The organism is Desulfopila inferna, assembly GCF_016919005.1.
GTDB classification, from domain to species: Bacteria; Desulfobacterota; Desulfobulbia; order Desulfobulbales; family Desulfocapsaceae; genus Desulfopila_A; species Desulfopila_A inferna.
Window position 1 is genome coordinate 787854 of the sequence record NZ_JAFFQE010000002.1, and the last position, 15493, is coordinate 803346.

The 15493-nt window shown below is 50.9% G+C and carries 17 protein-coding genes; 9 read left to right on the forward strand and 8 right to left on the reverse strand.

Translation table 11 applies throughout. The annotated features are described in order from the left end of the window. Positions 1-178: 178 nt before the first annotated feature. The 4 genes from JWG88_RS07475 to JWG88_RS07490 all read left to right on the forward strand — a co-directional run bounded on the left by JWG88_RS07475 (position 179) and on the right by JWG88_RS07490 (position 3848). Positions 179-1351: an MFS transporter gene (locus JWG88_RS07475; protein WP_205233076.1), complete on the forward strand. Its 1173-nt coding sequence runs from the start codon at positions 179-181 to the stop codon at positions 1349-1351. Between the two features lie 126 nt (positions 1352-1477). Then, a complete protein-coding gene (lhpI, locus tag JWG88_RS07480) occupies positions 1478-2422 on the forward strand; it encodes a bifunctional Delta(1)-pyrroline-2-carboxylate/Delta(1)-piperideine-2-carboxylate reductase (RefSeq protein ID WP_205233077.1) in 945 nt (314 codons plus the stop codon). Between the two features lie 296 nt (positions 2423-2718). Continuing rightward, the gene (locus JWG88_RS07485) at positions 2719-3192 is read left to right on the forward strand and encodes a ferritin family protein (RefSeq protein WP_205233078.1); all 474 of its coding nucleotides are present in this window, start codon (positions 2719-2721) and stop codon (positions 3190-3192) included. Between the two features lie 272 nt (positions 3193-3464). Further along, entirely contained in the window at positions 3465-3848 is a 384-nt protein-coding gene (locus JWG88_RS07490; RefSeq protein WP_205233079.1) for an Mth938-like domain-containing protein, read from the forward strand. Between the two features lie 13 nt (positions 3849-3861). Here JWG88_RS07490 and JWG88_RS07495 read toward each other — a convergent pair whose 3' ends face one another. The 4 genes from JWG88_RS07495 to JWG88_RS07510 all read right to left on the reverse strand — a co-directional run bounded on the left by JWG88_RS07495 (position 3862) and on the right by JWG88_RS07510 (position 5806). Then, a complete protein-coding gene (locus tag JWG88_RS07495) occupies positions 3862-4362 on the reverse strand; it encodes a dihydrofolate reductase family protein (RefSeq protein ID WP_205233080.1) in 501 nt (166 codons plus the stop codon). A gap of 43 nt (positions 4363-4405) precedes the next feature. Next, positions 4406-4624 carry a hypothetical protein gene (locus JWG88_RS07500; RefSeq protein WP_205233081.1) on the reverse strand — a complete coding sequence of 73 codons (219 nt, stop codon included), beginning with the start codon at positions 4622-4624 and terminating at the stop codon, positions 4406-4408. A 226-nt stretch (positions 4625-4850) separates the two neighbouring features. Beyond that, positions 4851-5147, reverse strand: a complete 297-nt coding sequence (locus tag JWG88_RS07505) for a hypothetical protein (protein ID WP_205233082.1) — start codon at positions 5145-5147, stop codon at positions 4851-4853. A 293-nt stretch (positions 5148-5440) separates the two neighbouring features. After that, positions 5441-5806, reverse strand: a complete 366-nt coding sequence (locus JWG88_RS07510) for a PilZ domain-containing protein (protein WP_205233083.1) — start codon at positions 5804-5806, stop codon at positions 5441-5443. A gap of 224 nt (positions 5807-6030) precedes the next feature. Here JWG88_RS07510 and JWG88_RS07515 point away from each other — a divergent pair, with 224 nt between their 5' ends. Then, the gene (locus JWG88_RS07515) at positions 6031-6642 is read left to right on the forward strand and encodes a YcbK family protein (protein ID WP_205233084.1); all 612 of its coding nucleotides are present in this window, start codon (positions 6031-6033) and stop codon (positions 6640-6642) included. Positions 6643-6649: 7 nt separating this feature from the next. Here the strand turns inward: JWG88_RS07515 and JWG88_RS07520 are convergent, their stop codons facing one another. The 4 genes from JWG88_RS07520 to lptA all read right to left on the reverse strand — a co-directional run bounded on the left by JWG88_RS07520 (position 6650) and on the right by lptA (position 10493). Further along, positions 6650-7588 (reverse strand): helix-turn-helix transcriptional regulator, encoded by a 939-nt coding sequence (locus JWG88_RS07520; RefSeq protein WP_205233085.1) that lies wholly within the window; start codon positions 7586-7588, stop codon positions 6650-6652. A gap of 16 nt (positions 7589-7604) precedes the next feature. After that, entirely contained in the window at positions 7605-9062 is a 1458-nt protein-coding gene (gene rpoN / locus JWG88_RS07525; protein ID WP_205233086.1) for an RNA polymerase factor sigma-54, read from the reverse strand. Between the two features lie 9 nt (positions 9063-9071). After that, positions 9072-9794 (reverse strand): LPS export ABC transporter ATP-binding protein, encoded by a 723-nt coding sequence (gene lptB, locus JWG88_RS07530; RefSeq protein ID WP_205233087.1) that lies wholly within the window; start codon positions 9792-9794, stop codon positions 9072-9074. A 141-nt stretch (positions 9795-9935) separates the two neighbouring features. Continuing rightward, the gene (gene lptA / locus JWG88_RS07535; protein WP_205233088.1) at positions 9936-10493 is read right to left on the reverse strand and encodes a lipopolysaccharide transport periplasmic protein LptA; all 558 of its coding nucleotides are present in this window, start codon (positions 10491-10493) and stop codon (positions 9936-9938) included. A 343-nt stretch (positions 10494-10836) separates the two neighbouring features. Between lptA and argB the strand changes: the two genes are divergently transcribed. The 4 genes from argB (at position 10837) to JWG88_RS07555 (ending at position 15465) form a co-directional block, all read left to right on the forward strand. After that, entirely contained in the window at positions 10837-11718 is an 882-nt protein-coding gene (gene argB / locus JWG88_RS07540) for an acetylglutamate kinase (RefSeq protein WP_205233089.1), read from the forward strand. After that, a complete protein-coding gene (locus JWG88_RS07545; RefSeq protein ID WP_205233090.1) occupies positions 11715-12920 on the forward strand; it encodes an acetylornithine transaminase in 1206 nt (401 codons plus the stop codon). Before argB ends, JWG88_RS07545 begins: the two co-directional genes overlap by 4 nt. 167 nt (positions 12921-13087) lie before the next feature. Then, on the forward strand, positions 13088-14011 hold the full coding sequence (argF, locus tag JWG88_RS07550) for an ornithine carbamoyltransferase (protein ID WP_205233091.1): 924 nt from the start codon (positions 13088-13090) through the stop codon (positions 14009-14011). 257 nt (positions 14012-14268) lie between these two features. Then, complete coding sequence (locus tag JWG88_RS07555; protein WP_205233092.1) at positions 14269-15465, forward strand: argininosuccinate synthase; 1197 nt, start codon at positions 14269-14271, stop codon at positions 15463-15465. Positions 15466-15493: the final 28 nt, after the last annotated feature.

Genomic DNA, 15493 nt, shown 5'->3' on the forward strand with positions numbered 1-15493 from the left:
CGATATCAGCTATATGGCTGCGGTTGCATTAATCAAGCGCTTCGATTTCAGATCGCCCAGGTTGCGAAACTGCTCATTCCCGGACAGTCACCAGAGAAACAGCGGCCCATGGATTGCAGCGTCATCACAATGGAAAAAGTACTGCTTTACGGGGTACTTCAACAGACGGTAAAAAAAAATGAAGGGACATCTTTCTCGGCAGATAATCCTAGGAACTCTTTGCAAGCTTCTCCTCAATATCGGCAGACGCTTTGTTTATCCTTTTGCTCCTGCCCTGAGCAGGGGACTTGATGTCCCTCTGACCGCCATCACCTCTATCATCGCCACCACCCAGATTACCTCACTGGTTGGTCTTTTCAGCGGTCCTCTGGCCGACCGCACCGGCTACAGGTTCATGATGCAGGCCGGTCTGGCCACACTGGCGATGGGCATGCTTCTCTGCGGCCTCGCTCCGGTGTACTGGGTGGTATTCCTGGGTCTGGTGCTGGCCAGTTTCGGCAAGATTCTCTTTGATCCCGCACTTCAGGCCTTCATCGGCAAAAATGTGCCCTATTCCAAAAGAGCACGGGCAATCGGTACTATCGAGATATCCTGGGCCGGATCGACACTTATGGGTATTCCGCTGCTGGGACTGGTGATAGAATATGCCGGCCTGGGGAGCAGTTTTTACATCATCGCATTGCTGGGATTTGTCGGCTGGGTCGCTATCGGCAAGGTGTTTCCCGCCGATAAGCCGGAGAAGGTATCGCGCAGGGGGGCAAAGCAGCTTTTTCACTCCCTGATACAGCTGTTTAAGATTAGACCGGCCGCCGGAATGCTGGCCTTCGGTTTCTGGATAAGTCTGGCAAACGATAACCTGTTCGTGGTTTATGGCGCCTGGTTTGAACATGATTTTAATATCAGCCTGGTCTCCTTGGGTTTCAGCACCGTAGCCATCGGGGTGGCTGAATTACTGGGTGAATTTTCAACTGCGGCCTTTTCCGACCGACTCGGCTTGAAGCGTTCGATCATCATCGGGCTTGTCCTGGCTATCACTGCCTATCTTCTGTTGCCGATAATCGGAACGTCTCTGCCCCTGGCAATGGTGGCCATGTTTTTTGTATTCTTCTCCTTTGAGTATACAATGGTGACAAGCTTTTCCTTGAGCACCGAGCTTCTGCCTGAAGCGCGTGCCACCATGATGGCGGGATTTTATGCCGCTGCCGGATTGGGCAGGATGGTTGGCGTGCTCATCGGCGGTGTTCTCTGGCGGACCGGCGGTATAGAAGGTGTGGTCTGGGTTTCGGCCGCTCTGACAGTTATGGGGCTGGTCTCCCTTCTCTGGGGACTTAAAGGATGGAAACCGGCATGAAATTTTTGTACAATGAAATGATAAGATGTTCTTGTGTCGTCGAAGTTGCCGGATGGACTCTGCGATAAGCACCCGTGCGGGCATAAACTCCGACTTCGAGAAAGATAAACTAGGCGAGAGAGAAATATGCACTATATAGATGGGGACACAGTTGGCAGGAATCTGGGTTGGCAGGATATCGTCGAAGCCTTGAGAAAGATGTTCGCCGAAGGGTGCGAGGCTCCGCCCAGACACCATCACGGCATGGATATCCCGGGACAGCAACAGGCCACCCTTCTGCTTATGCCGGCATGGCTGCCTGGCAAATATGTCGGATTGAAGCAGCTCAATGTCTACCCCGATAACAGTAAGCGCGGTTTACCTACGATAACCGGGAATTACCTGCTGATGGATGGAACGAGCGGCGTTCCCCTGATTTCGATGGATGCCGGAGAATTGACCGCTCGCCGTACTGCGGCAGCCTCGGCCCTTGCCGCAGATTATTTAAGCAGAAAGGATGCCAAAAAACTGCTGATCGTCGGCAGCGGCAGGCTTGCCGGATATCTGGGGTTTGCTCATGGGGCGGTGCGGGACCTTGAGGAGATCCGCATATGGGCAAGGAGCCCCGGAAAATCCCGGAAGATTACGGAGGAATATCAGAAAGCCGGGATAACCTGCAGCGTCTCGGAAAATCTGGAAAAAGACGCATCATGGGCTGATATCATCAGCTGTGCGACGCTGTCGACAGAACCCCTGATCAAGGGGAAATGGCTGCGTCCCGGGGTGCATGTCGATCTGATCGGCTCGTTCAAGCCGACTATGCGGGAGAGTGATGACGAGGTTATCGTCAGGTCCGAGGTCTTTGTCGACACCCGGGAGGGGGCATTAGCCGAGGCTGGTGATCTCCTCAGTCCCATGGAAAAAAAGCTGTTCAAGGCGGAAGATGTTGTTGCTGATTTAAGCGAACTTACCCGCGGCGCCCATCCCGGCAGAAAAACAGGGGAAGAGATAACCCTTTTTAAGTCGGTGGGGGCGTCTCTGGAGGACCTGGCGGCAGCCATTCTTTGCTATGAAAACTGGCGAAAAAGCTGATGCTGCTCTAAAACAAGTCGGCTCTGCCGCATCATTATCCCCCGAGAGGCCGTCATTCCGTGCCGATCCGGATTCCACTGTTATTTAGAAAAAAATAATTTCGCATCAATTCCGGGATGACTAACGTATATTTATTCGAAAATGTAATTACCCCTGAAACTCAGTATCTCCTGGCCCACGCCGGGACGTCCATGGGGGCTTCGCTGCACAGGGACCCTTAAAAAATGAGCAATCCCGGCCTTCTACTGAGGATTAGGGGTAATCAGGTTCGAAAATAGAGCAAAAAGGGGCGGAAAATGTTCACCATTGCAGATATTCGTCATATAGCCATCCAGATAGAACGAAATGGAGAGGAAACCTATAGAAAGGCTGCAGCGGCTGCCGAGGATCCGGAAATTGCGGCAATGCTGGTCCGTATGGCCGACGATGAAAAGGAACATGCCCAGTGGTTTGAACGGATCAATGCAAACAAGAAGTTGACAGCAGAGCAGCGCGAAATGGAAGCCGTCGGCAAAACTATCCTGCAGGAAATGGTGAGAAATCGCACCTTTTCTCTTGATCAAAATGATCTCCGATCCGTCTCTTCACTGGAAGAAATTCTTTCCACTTCCCAAGGGTTTGAGCAGGATACGATTCTTTTTTATGAAATGCTTGCCGGTTTTATAGAGGACGACGAGACCCGGCAACAGCTACAGTCGGTAATATCGGAAGAACATAAACATTTTGAGGAACTACAGACGCTGCTCAAAAAAGCTTCTGCCGACAAATAGTTTTTTCTGATTACCCTTGAAATTCAGCATCTTCTGGCCCAGGCGGGACTGCTCTTTCATCGGGCCGCAGTAAACCCGTCCATAGAGGCTTCGCTGCAGCCGTCCGGGCTGCAGAGAGCAATACCAAGAGCAGTCCCGACCTTGAGCTGAGGATCAGGGGTAATCTAGTTTTTCACTCACGGATGAGTGGAAAACAGGAGTGGCCGACGGATGAGGCGGTTGTACCGCCCAAGAGAAATGAATTTCAGGAATAAAGGATTCGAGGGTTTCAAATGGCTGAAGGCAGCAACAAAAACTCGCCGAGAATTCTCTCGGTCAAGTGGGGCAAAATGGAGGTCGAGGGTATTGGGGCCGGCAAGGATTTTAAGCTCTGGCCCGGCGGGGGCAGAAACTGGAACTGGAGTGAACATGGCACGGCACATTCACCGGGAATCCAACCGGGAGACTGTGAGGAGCTTCTTGAGCATGGCTGCCAGGTGATTGTCCTGAGCCGGGGCGTGTATTCACGGCTAAAGGTTACCCCTCAGGCAATAGCCTATCTCGAAAAAAATGAAGTTGAGATAATAACTGAAAAAACAAAGAAGGCAGTGCAGATATACAATTCCCTGGTTGAGCAGGGCAGAGCGGTGGGGGGACTGTTTCACTCCACCTGCTGAGGTGAAAAATACCTCACTTCACGGAATAGTGCAGCAGTACATAATCCTCTTCGAGTATTCGGGTGGAAACAAGTCTGAGCCGCAGATCGAGCGAGACATTGAAGAGGCTCAGGCCCTGGCCGAATATTCGCGGAGCAATGGTTATATAGATATCATCTATGAGGTTGGCCCTGGCGAAAAGGGTGTTGATCTGAGAACCGCCGATTACGGCTGCGCTGCTATATCCTTCCCCTTCCAGGTCCGAAAGCAGCTGGCGCGGTTCTCTGGCAGTGAAAACAAGATCAGGGGCATCGCTGACGCGTTTTTTATTGCGGGTCAGAACGATGTTTTTTCTGCCCGGCAGCGGCTTGCCTATGGTATCAAAGGTCTTTGATCCCATAATAATCACCCCGGCCTCCTTGGTGACCTGCACGAACATTTTTTTGTCCGCACTGCCTGTCCAGTCAATAAATTCACTGGAATTTCTGCTAATATGCCCATCCAGGGTCTGGGCCATTATCAGGAATACTTTCATGATGGCAGGGATCTCCGTATCGTGTATTGAGGCGGATAGAGGTTCATTTTTTTTCAGGCCAGGCCGTATCCATCAGCTCATCCACCTGATAGCAGAAAATATTCCATTCAAACTCCTTATGAGAAAAAGGGCAACGTAATGTGACAGTGTGTTCACCGATTGCAGCTATCTCCCAGTCTCCAGCCCGTCTTGTCTCTTTGATTCGAATTTTCTGCCCTATTTGAAAAGGATAGGGTTTGAAAACAGCGACATCATATCCCATGTTGATCTCCTTGATTTGTCGTTCAACAGATTGTCGGAAAAGGTCAGCATCCTTACAAATATAATGACATGAATACACATTTCAATCCAGGGGGAATAAAAGGCCGCTGTTTGGCCGGGGCTTTTGGGAATTCATGAAAGGGAGGCGTTGTAGCTGAAACGACATAGATCAACTTTTTCTGAGTCCGTCATTCAAGATAATCTCGTAAAAAATTGCCACCACGCCATCATTCAAGAAGATCGGAAATCTCGTCCTGAGTGAGCAGGGATTGAAGGTTTTGCTGTCTTCTGTCCAGATTGCTTCTTCTCTCGCCCTTACGCCGGTCGACACCCAGCCGCGCATTGGTGATGGAGCGCAGCCAGCCGCGCAATGATTTTCGCCGGCCTTTAGAATCGTTGCGAAAATCATGACGACGCTCTTCACTGCAGCGTCTATCCGAGTTCTGGCGTCTTTCGCGGTTTTTGCGTCGTTCCACAAAGCCTGGGCTTCCGGGAATATTTTTACTGCGGCTCTTTTTTTCCATACCTAATCCAGCTGATTGGAAACTGAATGGCTTCAGCGGTGAGAAAAATTAATGATCTTAATAGCATATTTGCGGGCGGGATGCTACCAACTTATTGCCGGGAATGCAAGCCGCATATCTGCTGGTAATCTCATAAAGACAGAGAGATAGGCTCTGGGTTTCAATATAATCAGAATCTCGGGGATTATCTGGTAAGAATATATTTGGAATACGATTCTGTTGGGGAGTGCTGAAAAAAAGCTGCGACACCAAAAATCAAGGTAACATCATAGCGTATCGGCAGGCAATGGGGGCTAATCATGTTCCGCAGGCTTCGCTTTTCGGATCTGCAGCTCATCGATATATTGCCGTAAAATAGAGCAGCCTTCACTGCTGATCTTATTGAATTCAATGCCGGAAATATACCAATTGTCTGCCTGGTGCGAATGAATGGGCTTCCCCAGGAGATCCACTAGATTATCTTCTATAGCGAGGGTGATAACCAGTGACTTATCCATGGGAACTTTTCGGGATGTTTCAAGTTTTATACCTTTGACGCTGATATCAAGAGTTCGTCCCATGGAATATTCACCTTCGTTGCCTGACTTGTCGATGACCTGATAATCCAGCAGCTGAAGTGAGTCCCGTCGTTGAAATCTTCTTTTCTCGTTCGGCGTCATGGTGTCGCTCCATTTTTTAGCGCAGGCTTTGGGATGCGATGCTGTTGTCGTCCTTCATCTTTGATGAAAATTGTGCAGAACCAAACCATCCCCGTGTCTTTTATGATAGCACTTTTGCCATACAGATTTGTAGGAAAAAAGAAAAACAACCCACCATTAACTTGGCCTGCCGGGTTGACGAGCTTGACAAAGAGGGCCGTATTCATTTTAATAGGGGGGCGAAAATGAAAAGTTCTCAAAGTCTGTTGATCATAATGAAAAACAATTCCAGAAACAGCCGGACAACACATACCCCTTTTTTTACCAGCAGGCTGGACAGGCGTGCTTTCCTGGCAGCATCGGCCGGTACCGCAATTGGTTTAATTTTGCCCAAACCTGTCTTTGCCGCAAAAGTGGTGAGCAGGCCTCTGCGCTTCTACAATATCCACACCAGGGAACGAATGGTGGTGGATTATACGCCGGGATCATATGGCGGCTCCGTGCGTCAGGCCCTGGAGTACTTTCTGCGTGATTTTCGCACGGGGGAGATGCACACTCTCGACGCGCTGCTGTTTGACAGTCTCTATGCCATCCAGAATAATTGTGAGGTGCAGACTTCTTTTGAGGTTATCTCAGGATACAGATCTCCCTCAACCAATGAATTTTTATGGAAAACCAGTAGTGGAGTTGCTCGCAACAGCCTGCATATGCAAGGGCGGGCGCTAGATATCCGGGTAAGCGGTCTTCCCACGAAGACCCTGCGTGATCTGGCACTGAACCTGCATCAGGGCGGTGTCGGCTTCTATCCCAGCTCCGATTTCGTACATCTTGACACCGGAGGGAAGAGAAGCTGGTAGATCCGCTTCAGGTAATATAGAGTTTCGAGATTGCTTCAGCTTCATCGGAGAGGCGGCGGCGGAGTCTGTCGGGGTGTATGACTTGGGCCATGGAGCCGTACTGCAGAATTTTCATGACAAGCTCTCTGTCGTCATTTACCGGGAGGTGCAGCAGAATTCCCTCCTGTACTTCTTCGACAATCTGTTCTCTGTGCCAGCGTTGATGCCGTACCAGCTCCGCAGCGGTTGAGGTGAAAAGGATGGTGGCGTTAAACAGCGGCTTTCCCTTGAAGATACCAAAGGCGGAGTTCAGATAGCTGGAGTAATTATCCTCGCTCTCCCGCCTGAAAACCTCCTTCTGCAGCGTCGCTCTGCCGATGCGGGCGATATGAAAGACTCTGATGTCGCCACGCAGCCGGCAAAAGGCCAGGATGTACCAGCGTCCCTGATAGCAGATCAGGCGTAGCGGTTCCAGTTCTCTCTCGCTTTTCCGGGCCAGGGCCGATCTATAGTCGATCTTGAGCACCCTTTGTTTGACGGTTGCCTCTATGATTTTATCAAAAATCGCAGGTTGAACCGCCTCTACTTCCACCCATTCACAATGAATCGCCTCGACCAGTCTGGAGTACTCCGGAAAAACCAGTTGGGAGAGCCGCTTCTCCAGGGCACGGACTTCAGGTAGGTCCCCAAGTCCTGTCTCGTCGGCTATTTTTCCCAGCATTCCGAGAAGAAAGACGATCTTCGGGCTTTGCTCAAAAGGCAGCCCAAAACCGTTTTCCGTGTAGTAGAAACCGTTTTTTCGTTGATCAAAGGCAAGGGGAGCTAAAAGCCGATCGCGCAGGTAGGCGATATCGCGGCGGGCGGTGGCGAGCGATACTTCAAATTGCTCGACGAGTGTTTTGGCGTTAGGATAACGGTCGTCTTTGAGCTCTTCGTGAAAATGATAGACGCGTTCAAGAAGGCTCATGATAGTGGCTGAGACATTATTTCGATTGCCGACGATGCTTTACTGGTAAAATCTTCAATTGTTCCCGATACTTGGCTACGGTGCGCCGGGCAATTTTAATATCGAATTCCGCAACGAGTTTTTCCGAGATGGCGTTATCGCTGAGAGGCTTGTGCTTATCCTCTTCCTGGATCATCTGCCGTATTCTGGAGCGGATAGATTCAGCTGCGAAAGAATCACCGCCTTCTCTGGGGATGGCGGTTGAGAAGAAATATTTCAACTCATAAATACCCTGAGGCGTATGCACATATTTATTCGAGGTTACCCGGCTGATGGTGGACTCGTGCATTTCAATATCTTCGGCAACATCTCTCAAAATAAGAGGCCTGAGGCGGCTGGGGCCATGCTCGAAAAAGTCATACTGAAAGCGGAGCAGGCTTTCCATTACCCTGTAAATCGTCTTTTGCCGCTGCTGGATTGACTTTATAAACCATTCCGCACTCTTCAGCTTTTCGTTTATATAATTTTTTGAATCCTTCTGCAGAGAGTCGTTTGAATCGAGAAGATCCTGATAATATGATGAAAGTTTAAGTTTAGGCAAATCGTCGTCGTTGAGACGTATGACATATTCTCCATCAATCATGCGAACATAGACATCAGGAACGATATAGTTGGTGTTGTCGTTGGAATAGGGCAGCCCGGGAAAAGGCGTGAGCTCGCTGGTAATGTAGTCGATGGCGCGTACTATTTCGCTGCGTTTATGTCCGGTAGCCTTAACCAGAGCCTTGTAATTCTTGGTCTGCAGCAGAGGCAGGTGGTTCTTGACGATGGTTGCGGCAAGGCTTTTGGCCATCCCCTTTCTTTCCAGCTGGAGGTAGAGGGATTCGCTGACATCACGTGCTCCGATTCCGGGTGGATCAAGATCCTGGATGACCTCAAGGACATACTCGACCTGGTCGATATCCGAGTCGGTCTTTTCAATGATGGTTTCGACATCGGTTTCGAGAAAGCCGTAGCGGTTGAGATTACCAACGATAAATCGGGCAACATCCCATTCATCGGGCTCCAGATTGCAATGAGCAAGCTGCCATTGCAGATAAGCGGATAGCCCGGGTTTTTCGGAGATAAAGTCGAACTGGGAGGGCGCATCGGCAGGCGGCGTTTCCCGGGAAAAGGAAAAATTAGTGTCGAAATTGTTGGCGTAGTCGGACCAGTTGGTCTCGGCGGGCATATCACTTGCAGAAACCCGTTCAGTGAAATCGGATTCCCGACCCGGTTCCGTAGTTTCAAAGGTTGAGGAAAGGCCGTGGGCAAGCTCGCCTGCATCAAAGGCTCCAATATCCTCTTCCAGTGCGGGATTCTGCTCTATTTCCGCACGCAGCGCCTGAGTAAGTTCAAGCCGGTTTAACTGAAGAAGCTTGATGGCTTGACGCAGCTGCGGCGTCATCACAAGTTTTTGTACAAGCTTTAGTTGTTGTCGAAGTTCCAGCGCCATAATTATTGCTTACATGTGGAAATTTTCACCAAGGTACATCTTGCGGGCAACCTCGCTCTCAACAATATCATCGGCAACTCCGCTGGTTAAAATCTGACCGGCATTCATGATATAAGCAAAATCGCATACCTGCAGGGTTTCCCGAACATTATGATCCGAGATAAGCACCCCCAGTCCTTTGTCCTTGAGTTTTCTGATAATTTTCTGCAAATCGGTTACTGCGAGCGGGTCGATACCGGCAAATGGTTCATCCAGCAGGATAAAACGCGGCCTGGTGGAGAGGGCCCGCATGATTTCCACCCGGCGCCGCTCGCCGCCGGACAGGGCATGCCCCTTGTTGTTGCGTAGATATTCTATGCCCAGATCAGCCATCAGCTCATCGATTCTGTTGTTGATCTCGTTTTTTGCAAGGCCGAGCGGCTCGAGGATGATGCGCACATTCTCCTCAACCGTCAGTTTCTTGAAAACCGAAGGCTCCTGAGCCAGATAGGAGATACCCTTAAGGGCTCTTTTATGGATGGGCAGGTTGGTAATGACCTCTCCATCCAGCAGAATGTTGCCCTCATTGGGTCGGATAAATCCGGCAATCGAATAGAACGATGTGGTTTTCCCGGCGCCGTTAGGCCCGAGCAGACCGACGACAACGGCGGTTTTCACCTGCAGGCTGACGCCGTCGACAACCGTTCTGCTGCCGTACTTTTTCTTTATCTTTTTGGTCTCCAACAGGGACACAATGTTCTCCTTGAACGATTGGCTATTCTTGATAACTTCGTAAAAAGTCGCCACGATGTCAGATGGCTAGATAAAAAGTTCGATATACAAGGCAACGCCGGAGATCGGGCTTTCTCGAAGTCTTCGCTTATCGCGACGCCATCATTCTTCCAGAATAGTCATATTGACCCGGCCGGATTTTTCGGTGGTCGCCGCTTCATCCCCTTCCATCCGCGTTTTACCCCCGTAGACCTCGGATTGTCCTGTCTCGAGATCATAATCTATTCTTTCGCCCTGCACCATATTCTGGCCTTTGTAGGCCTTGGCATTGCCGATAAGTTGAACCAGGTTCTTTTTGGAAAAATAGTGCATGGTTTCCGATGTGCCCAGCCATTCCTGGCTGGTAACTTCGACATTGCCCTTACAGATTATTTTCTCCACCTGCTGTGCGTCTTTGCCGGCACTTTTCGGACCTGTTTTCATTTCGTCTTCAATGTAGAAAATCGTCATTTCATCGGAACGTATGCGTACATCACCCTGGGTGGCATCCACGTTTCCGGAAAATATAACCGTTTGCGATTTTTCCACGGCAGTCATCTTGTCTGCTTCTATCTGTATCGGCTGCTCCGCGGCAATGCAGACAAAACCGCCAAGCAGCAGTAAAAACAGCACTGCGCCCGTATACTTCAGGTGTAAAAAGAGAGCTCTCATGGTCTTCATAAAATTCGTCTCCGACGATAAAGTCATGGTTTAATGCAATTACCAGGCCTGTTATACCTTAATAGGTTTTCAAAGTAAAGGAAAGGGATGTTTCTCAGCCCGGAAGAAGTACTTTACTAAAAGAGAACGAAAAAGTAGAATGCTATGGAACAGATAGGCTGTTTTTGTCATCTAATATCCTGAATTTTCAAAGCAAGTTTTTTTCATTTTCCACCCGGAGCACGTATCTTTTAAGGTATTGGAATCCAGCGGAAATAGTTGATGCTGCAAGGCATTTATTGCCATGAAAAAATTTTTTCAGGGAGTGTGATTGCAAACCCTCAACTTGCTATCGAGGACGAGTATGCAGGAAAGTATAGAACGGGCCAAGGTTCTTATCGAATCTCTGCCCTACATGCAGGAATTCAGACATAAGACGGTGGTCATTAAATATGGCGGGCATGCCATGGTCGATGAGCACCTGAAAAAGCAGTTTGCCCTGGATGTTATTTTGATGAAGCATATCGGCATCAATCCGGTGATCGTGCATGGCGGCGGACCCCAGATCAATAAGTTTCTGGAGCGGCTCGATATCAAAGCCAACTATGTCCAGGGCATGCGGGTAACCGATGGCGAAACCATGGACGTTGTCGAAATGGTTCTGGTGGGTAAGGTCAACAAGGAGATTGTCGGTCAGATCAATCATTGCGGCGGCAAGGCGGTCGGCCTGTCGGGGCGTGATGGTGATCTGGTCTGCGCCCGCAAGCTCCAGGTCAGCAAAACGGTGGCAGACAATGCCCCGCCCGAACTCATCGATCTCGGCAGAGTCGGACAGGTCACCGCCATCAATCCCAGCGTGCTGCGAAGCCTTGAGCGTGAGGAATTTATCCCCGTCATTGCCCCTGTCGGCGTTGGGGAAGACGGCCAGGCCTTCAACATCAACGCCGATCTGGTGGCCTCCGCCATTGCCGGAGAGCTGAAGGCGGCCAAACTGATTCTCCTCACCGACGTTGCCGGGGTCAAGAACAAAGAGGGCAAGCTGCTGACCACTATCAGAAAAGACGAATTGGAAAAATTCATCAGCGACGGCACGGTTGCCGGCGGCATGATTCCCAAGGTAAGGTGCTGCGCCGAGGCACTTGCCAATGGCGTGGTCAAAACCCATATCATCGACGGTCGTGTCGAGCATGCAATTTTACTGGAGATGTTTACCCGCGAAGGAGTGGGGACACAGATAATAGAATGAGCGAAGCCAACGATATACAAAGCAGAAACGAGGCGGTATTTGTCAATAATTACCTGCGCTATCCCGCGGTCATGGTCAAGGGTGAGGGGTGTGTCCTCTATGATGAAAAGGGCAAAGAGTATCTGGATTTTCTCGCAGGTATTGCCGTTTGCGCCTTGGGGCACTGCCATCCGAAGGTCACCGAGGCTGTCTGCAGGCAGGCCGGAGAACTGGTCCATTGCTCCAACCTCTACTATACCCGGCCGCAGACTGAACTGGCCGAGCTTCTGGTCGCCAATTCCTTCGGCGACAAAGTGTTTATGTGCAACAGCGGCGCGGAGGCCAATGAGGCTGCCATCAAACTGGCGAGAATTCACGCCGCCAAGGAGCGCTATCAGATCATCAGTCTCGAGGGTTCCTTTCACGGCAGAACCCTTGCGACGGTCGCAGCCACCGGGCAACCCAAGTTTCATGCCGGATTCGAGCCATTACCGGAGGGCTTCGTTCACGCCCCGTTTGGCGATCTGCAGGCTTTAAAGGATCTCATATCCGAGACGACCTGTGCCATCCTCTGCGAACCCGTTCAGGGTGAGAGCGGCGTGCGTCCGCTGACCAGAGAGTATCTCGCGGCCGTCAGGGAGCTCTGCGATCAACACGGCCTGCTGCTTATCTTCGATGAAGTACAGACCGGCATGGGACGGTGCGGGACTTTGTTTGCCTATGAACAGACAGGGGTTGTTCCCGATATTATGACTCTTGCCAAAGGTCTCGCCAACGGCTTACCCATCGGTGCCATGGTGACCACCAGAGGGCCGGCGGCAGCGCTGGTGCCTGGAACTCATGCCACTACTTTTGGCGGGAACCCAGTAGCGGCCGCAGCCGGTGTCGCTACCATGAAGGTCATGCTTGAACAGGGTTTTCTGGAAGGTGTGAGGCAACGTGGAGCCTACCTGCACGATCGGCTTCTTCAACTTGTGCCGCGTTTCCCGGATCTGCTGGCGGGAGCCAGAGGAGCAGGGATGCTGCAGGCGCTGGTTCTCTCCGAGCAGGGAGTTGCCAGGGGAACGGAGATTGTCAATGCCATGTTTGCCCGCGGCTTTCTCATCAACTTTGCCGGCAATTGCGCCCTCCGCTTTGCTCCACCTCTTATTGTTGCCAGGGAGCAGATAGACGAAATGATCGAGGAGCTTGCCGAATTGCTGGAGGAAATGTCAGGAAAGTAAAGAAAAGGGAAAAAAAGATCGACTCCGGCGGACTTGAATTCCTTTGCAAATCGCCTCTTTTTTTTGTAGTTATAAAAGTTTTCTCCTGGGAAAAGTGAGCGCAGAATCCGGGAGAGCAGGAATTTTGCGGAAGACTGCCTTTCCAATCCGGATTAAAAGTGATCAATATGCCTAAACATTTACAGTCGTTAGAGGACTTTAGCAGAGAAGAGCTGCAGGCCTTTCTGTTCCGGGCAGCGGTGTTGAAGGACGAACGGAAAAAGGGAGTTCTGCACCGGCAGCTCGAAGGAAAAACCATAGGGCTTGTTTTCGAAAAACCCTCCACCAGGACGCGGGTGTCTTTTGAAGCCGCCATGTACGGTCTCGGCGGTCGGGTTATTTTTCTCTCCGCGCGCGACACCCAGTTGGCCAGATCGGAACCCTTGAAGGATATGGCCCGGGTGATGTCCCGTTATGTCGACGGCATGGTGATCAGAACATTCGGTCAGGAAGTCGTGGTCGAGCTCTCAGAGTACTCCACGGTTCCGGTGATCAATGCCCTCACCGATCTTCATCATCCCTGCCAGGTGCTCAGCGATGTAATGACCGTCATTGAATGCAAGGGGTCTCTCGATGGTCTGAAAGTAGCCTGGATCGGCGATGGTAATAATATGGCGAACTCCTGGATTCAGGCGGCCTCCATCCTGGGTTTCGAACTGGCGCTGGCCTGTCCGCAAGGATATGAACCGGATCAAGGCATCCTGGAGAGGGCGATGGCCGCGGCCACTAAGCCGATCACGCTGCTGCGCGATCCGCAGGAGGCTGTTGCCGGAGCCGATGTCATCAATACCGATGTCTGGGCCTCCATGGGCCAGGAGAATGAGCAGCAGGAACGACTCAAGATTTTCAGTCCCTTTCAGGTGAATACGCAGCTGCTCGCCAAGGCACCCGCAGATGCGGTGATCCTTCATTGTCTGCCGGCGCACCGGGAAGAGGAGATTACTGCAGAGGTCCTTGAGTCAAAGCGGTGTGTCGCTTTTGACCAGGCCGAAAACAAAATGCATATGCATAAGGCTATACTGGAGCTGCTGCTCGCTGGGGGCAGCCATTAGCACCTTACTCCTGAGATTCTCTCATAGAAATAGAAGAAATTGGAAGGTATGTTAAAAGACAAAAAATAATTTAATTACCAAAGCCAAAGAAACTAAATTTATGGGCAAATCATCAACTTCGCGGAATGTGTTTAAAATACGCTTTTGTAAAAATCTCAAAGGCAGGCAGCATGAAACCGGTTGAGTTCATTAGTAATTAAAAAAAACCATCAGAGGGATCGCATCCCATCACAACATATTAGGGTTCGAGAAAAATTATGAGCATAGATAAAATTGTACTGGCCTATTCCGGTGGCCTGGATACGTCGGTGATACTGAAGTGGCTGGAAGAGGAATACGGATGCCCTGTCATCGCCTATTCCGCGGATATCGGTCAGCAGGAAGACTGGGATGCCGTCCGTAAAAAAGGATTGGCGACCGGAGCCGAGAAGGTGATCATTTCCGATCTGAAAAAGGAATTTGTCGAGGACTACATTTTTCCGGCATTCCGCGCCAACGCCATCTACGAGGAGACCTACCTCCTTGGAACATCGATTGCCAGGCCGCTGATCAGCAAGGAGCAGGTACGCATCGCCCAGGCCGAAGGGGCTGATGCGGTAAGCCATGGCGCCACCGGCAAGGGTAATGATCAGGTGCGTTTCGAGCTGGCCTACATCGGCCTCGATCCCAGCCTGAAAATCATAGCGCCGTGGAGAACCTGGGATCTGAATTCCCGTCAGAAACTGGTGGAATTCGCCAAGACCCATAACATCCCGGTACCGGTCACCAAGGAAAAGCCCTACAGTTGTGATGAGAATCTGCTCCACATCAGCTATGAGGGCGGTATTCTGGAAAATCCATGGTCGACGCCGGATGAGGCCATGTTCCAGATGACTGTTTCTCCGGAAAAGGCTCCGGACAAGGCAACCTATCTGGAGATTGAATTCGAGAACGGCGATCCGGTGGCACTCGACGGGAAAAAGATGGAGCCGCTGGCGCTTTTTACCAGACTGAACAAGCTTGGCGGAGCAAACGGCATCGGCCGCCTGGATATGGTGGAAAACCGCTTCGTCGGCATGAAATCCCGCGGCGTCTATGAAACACCGGGCGGTACAATTCTGCGCAAGGCTCACCGCGACCTGGAGACCATTACTCTGGACAGGGAGGTCATGAAGATCCGCGACGCCCTTATCCCCAAGTACAGTGAGCTGATCTACAATGGTTTCTGGTTCTCTCCGGAGAGAGAGTTGCTGCAGAAGCTCATGGACGAGACCCAGAAGACCGTCAACGGCAAGGTCCGTCTCCGACTGTACAAGGGCAACTGCGTACCGGTGGGCAGAAAATCCGAGCAGTCGCTTTATCAGGAGAGCTTCGCCACCTTTGAAGAGGACAATGTCTACGATCAGGGTGACGCCACCGGGTTTATCAGACTTAACGGCCTGCGCCTGCGCATTCAGGCATTACAGAAAAAATAGACAGAACCGGATAGATACCTGGGAGTAA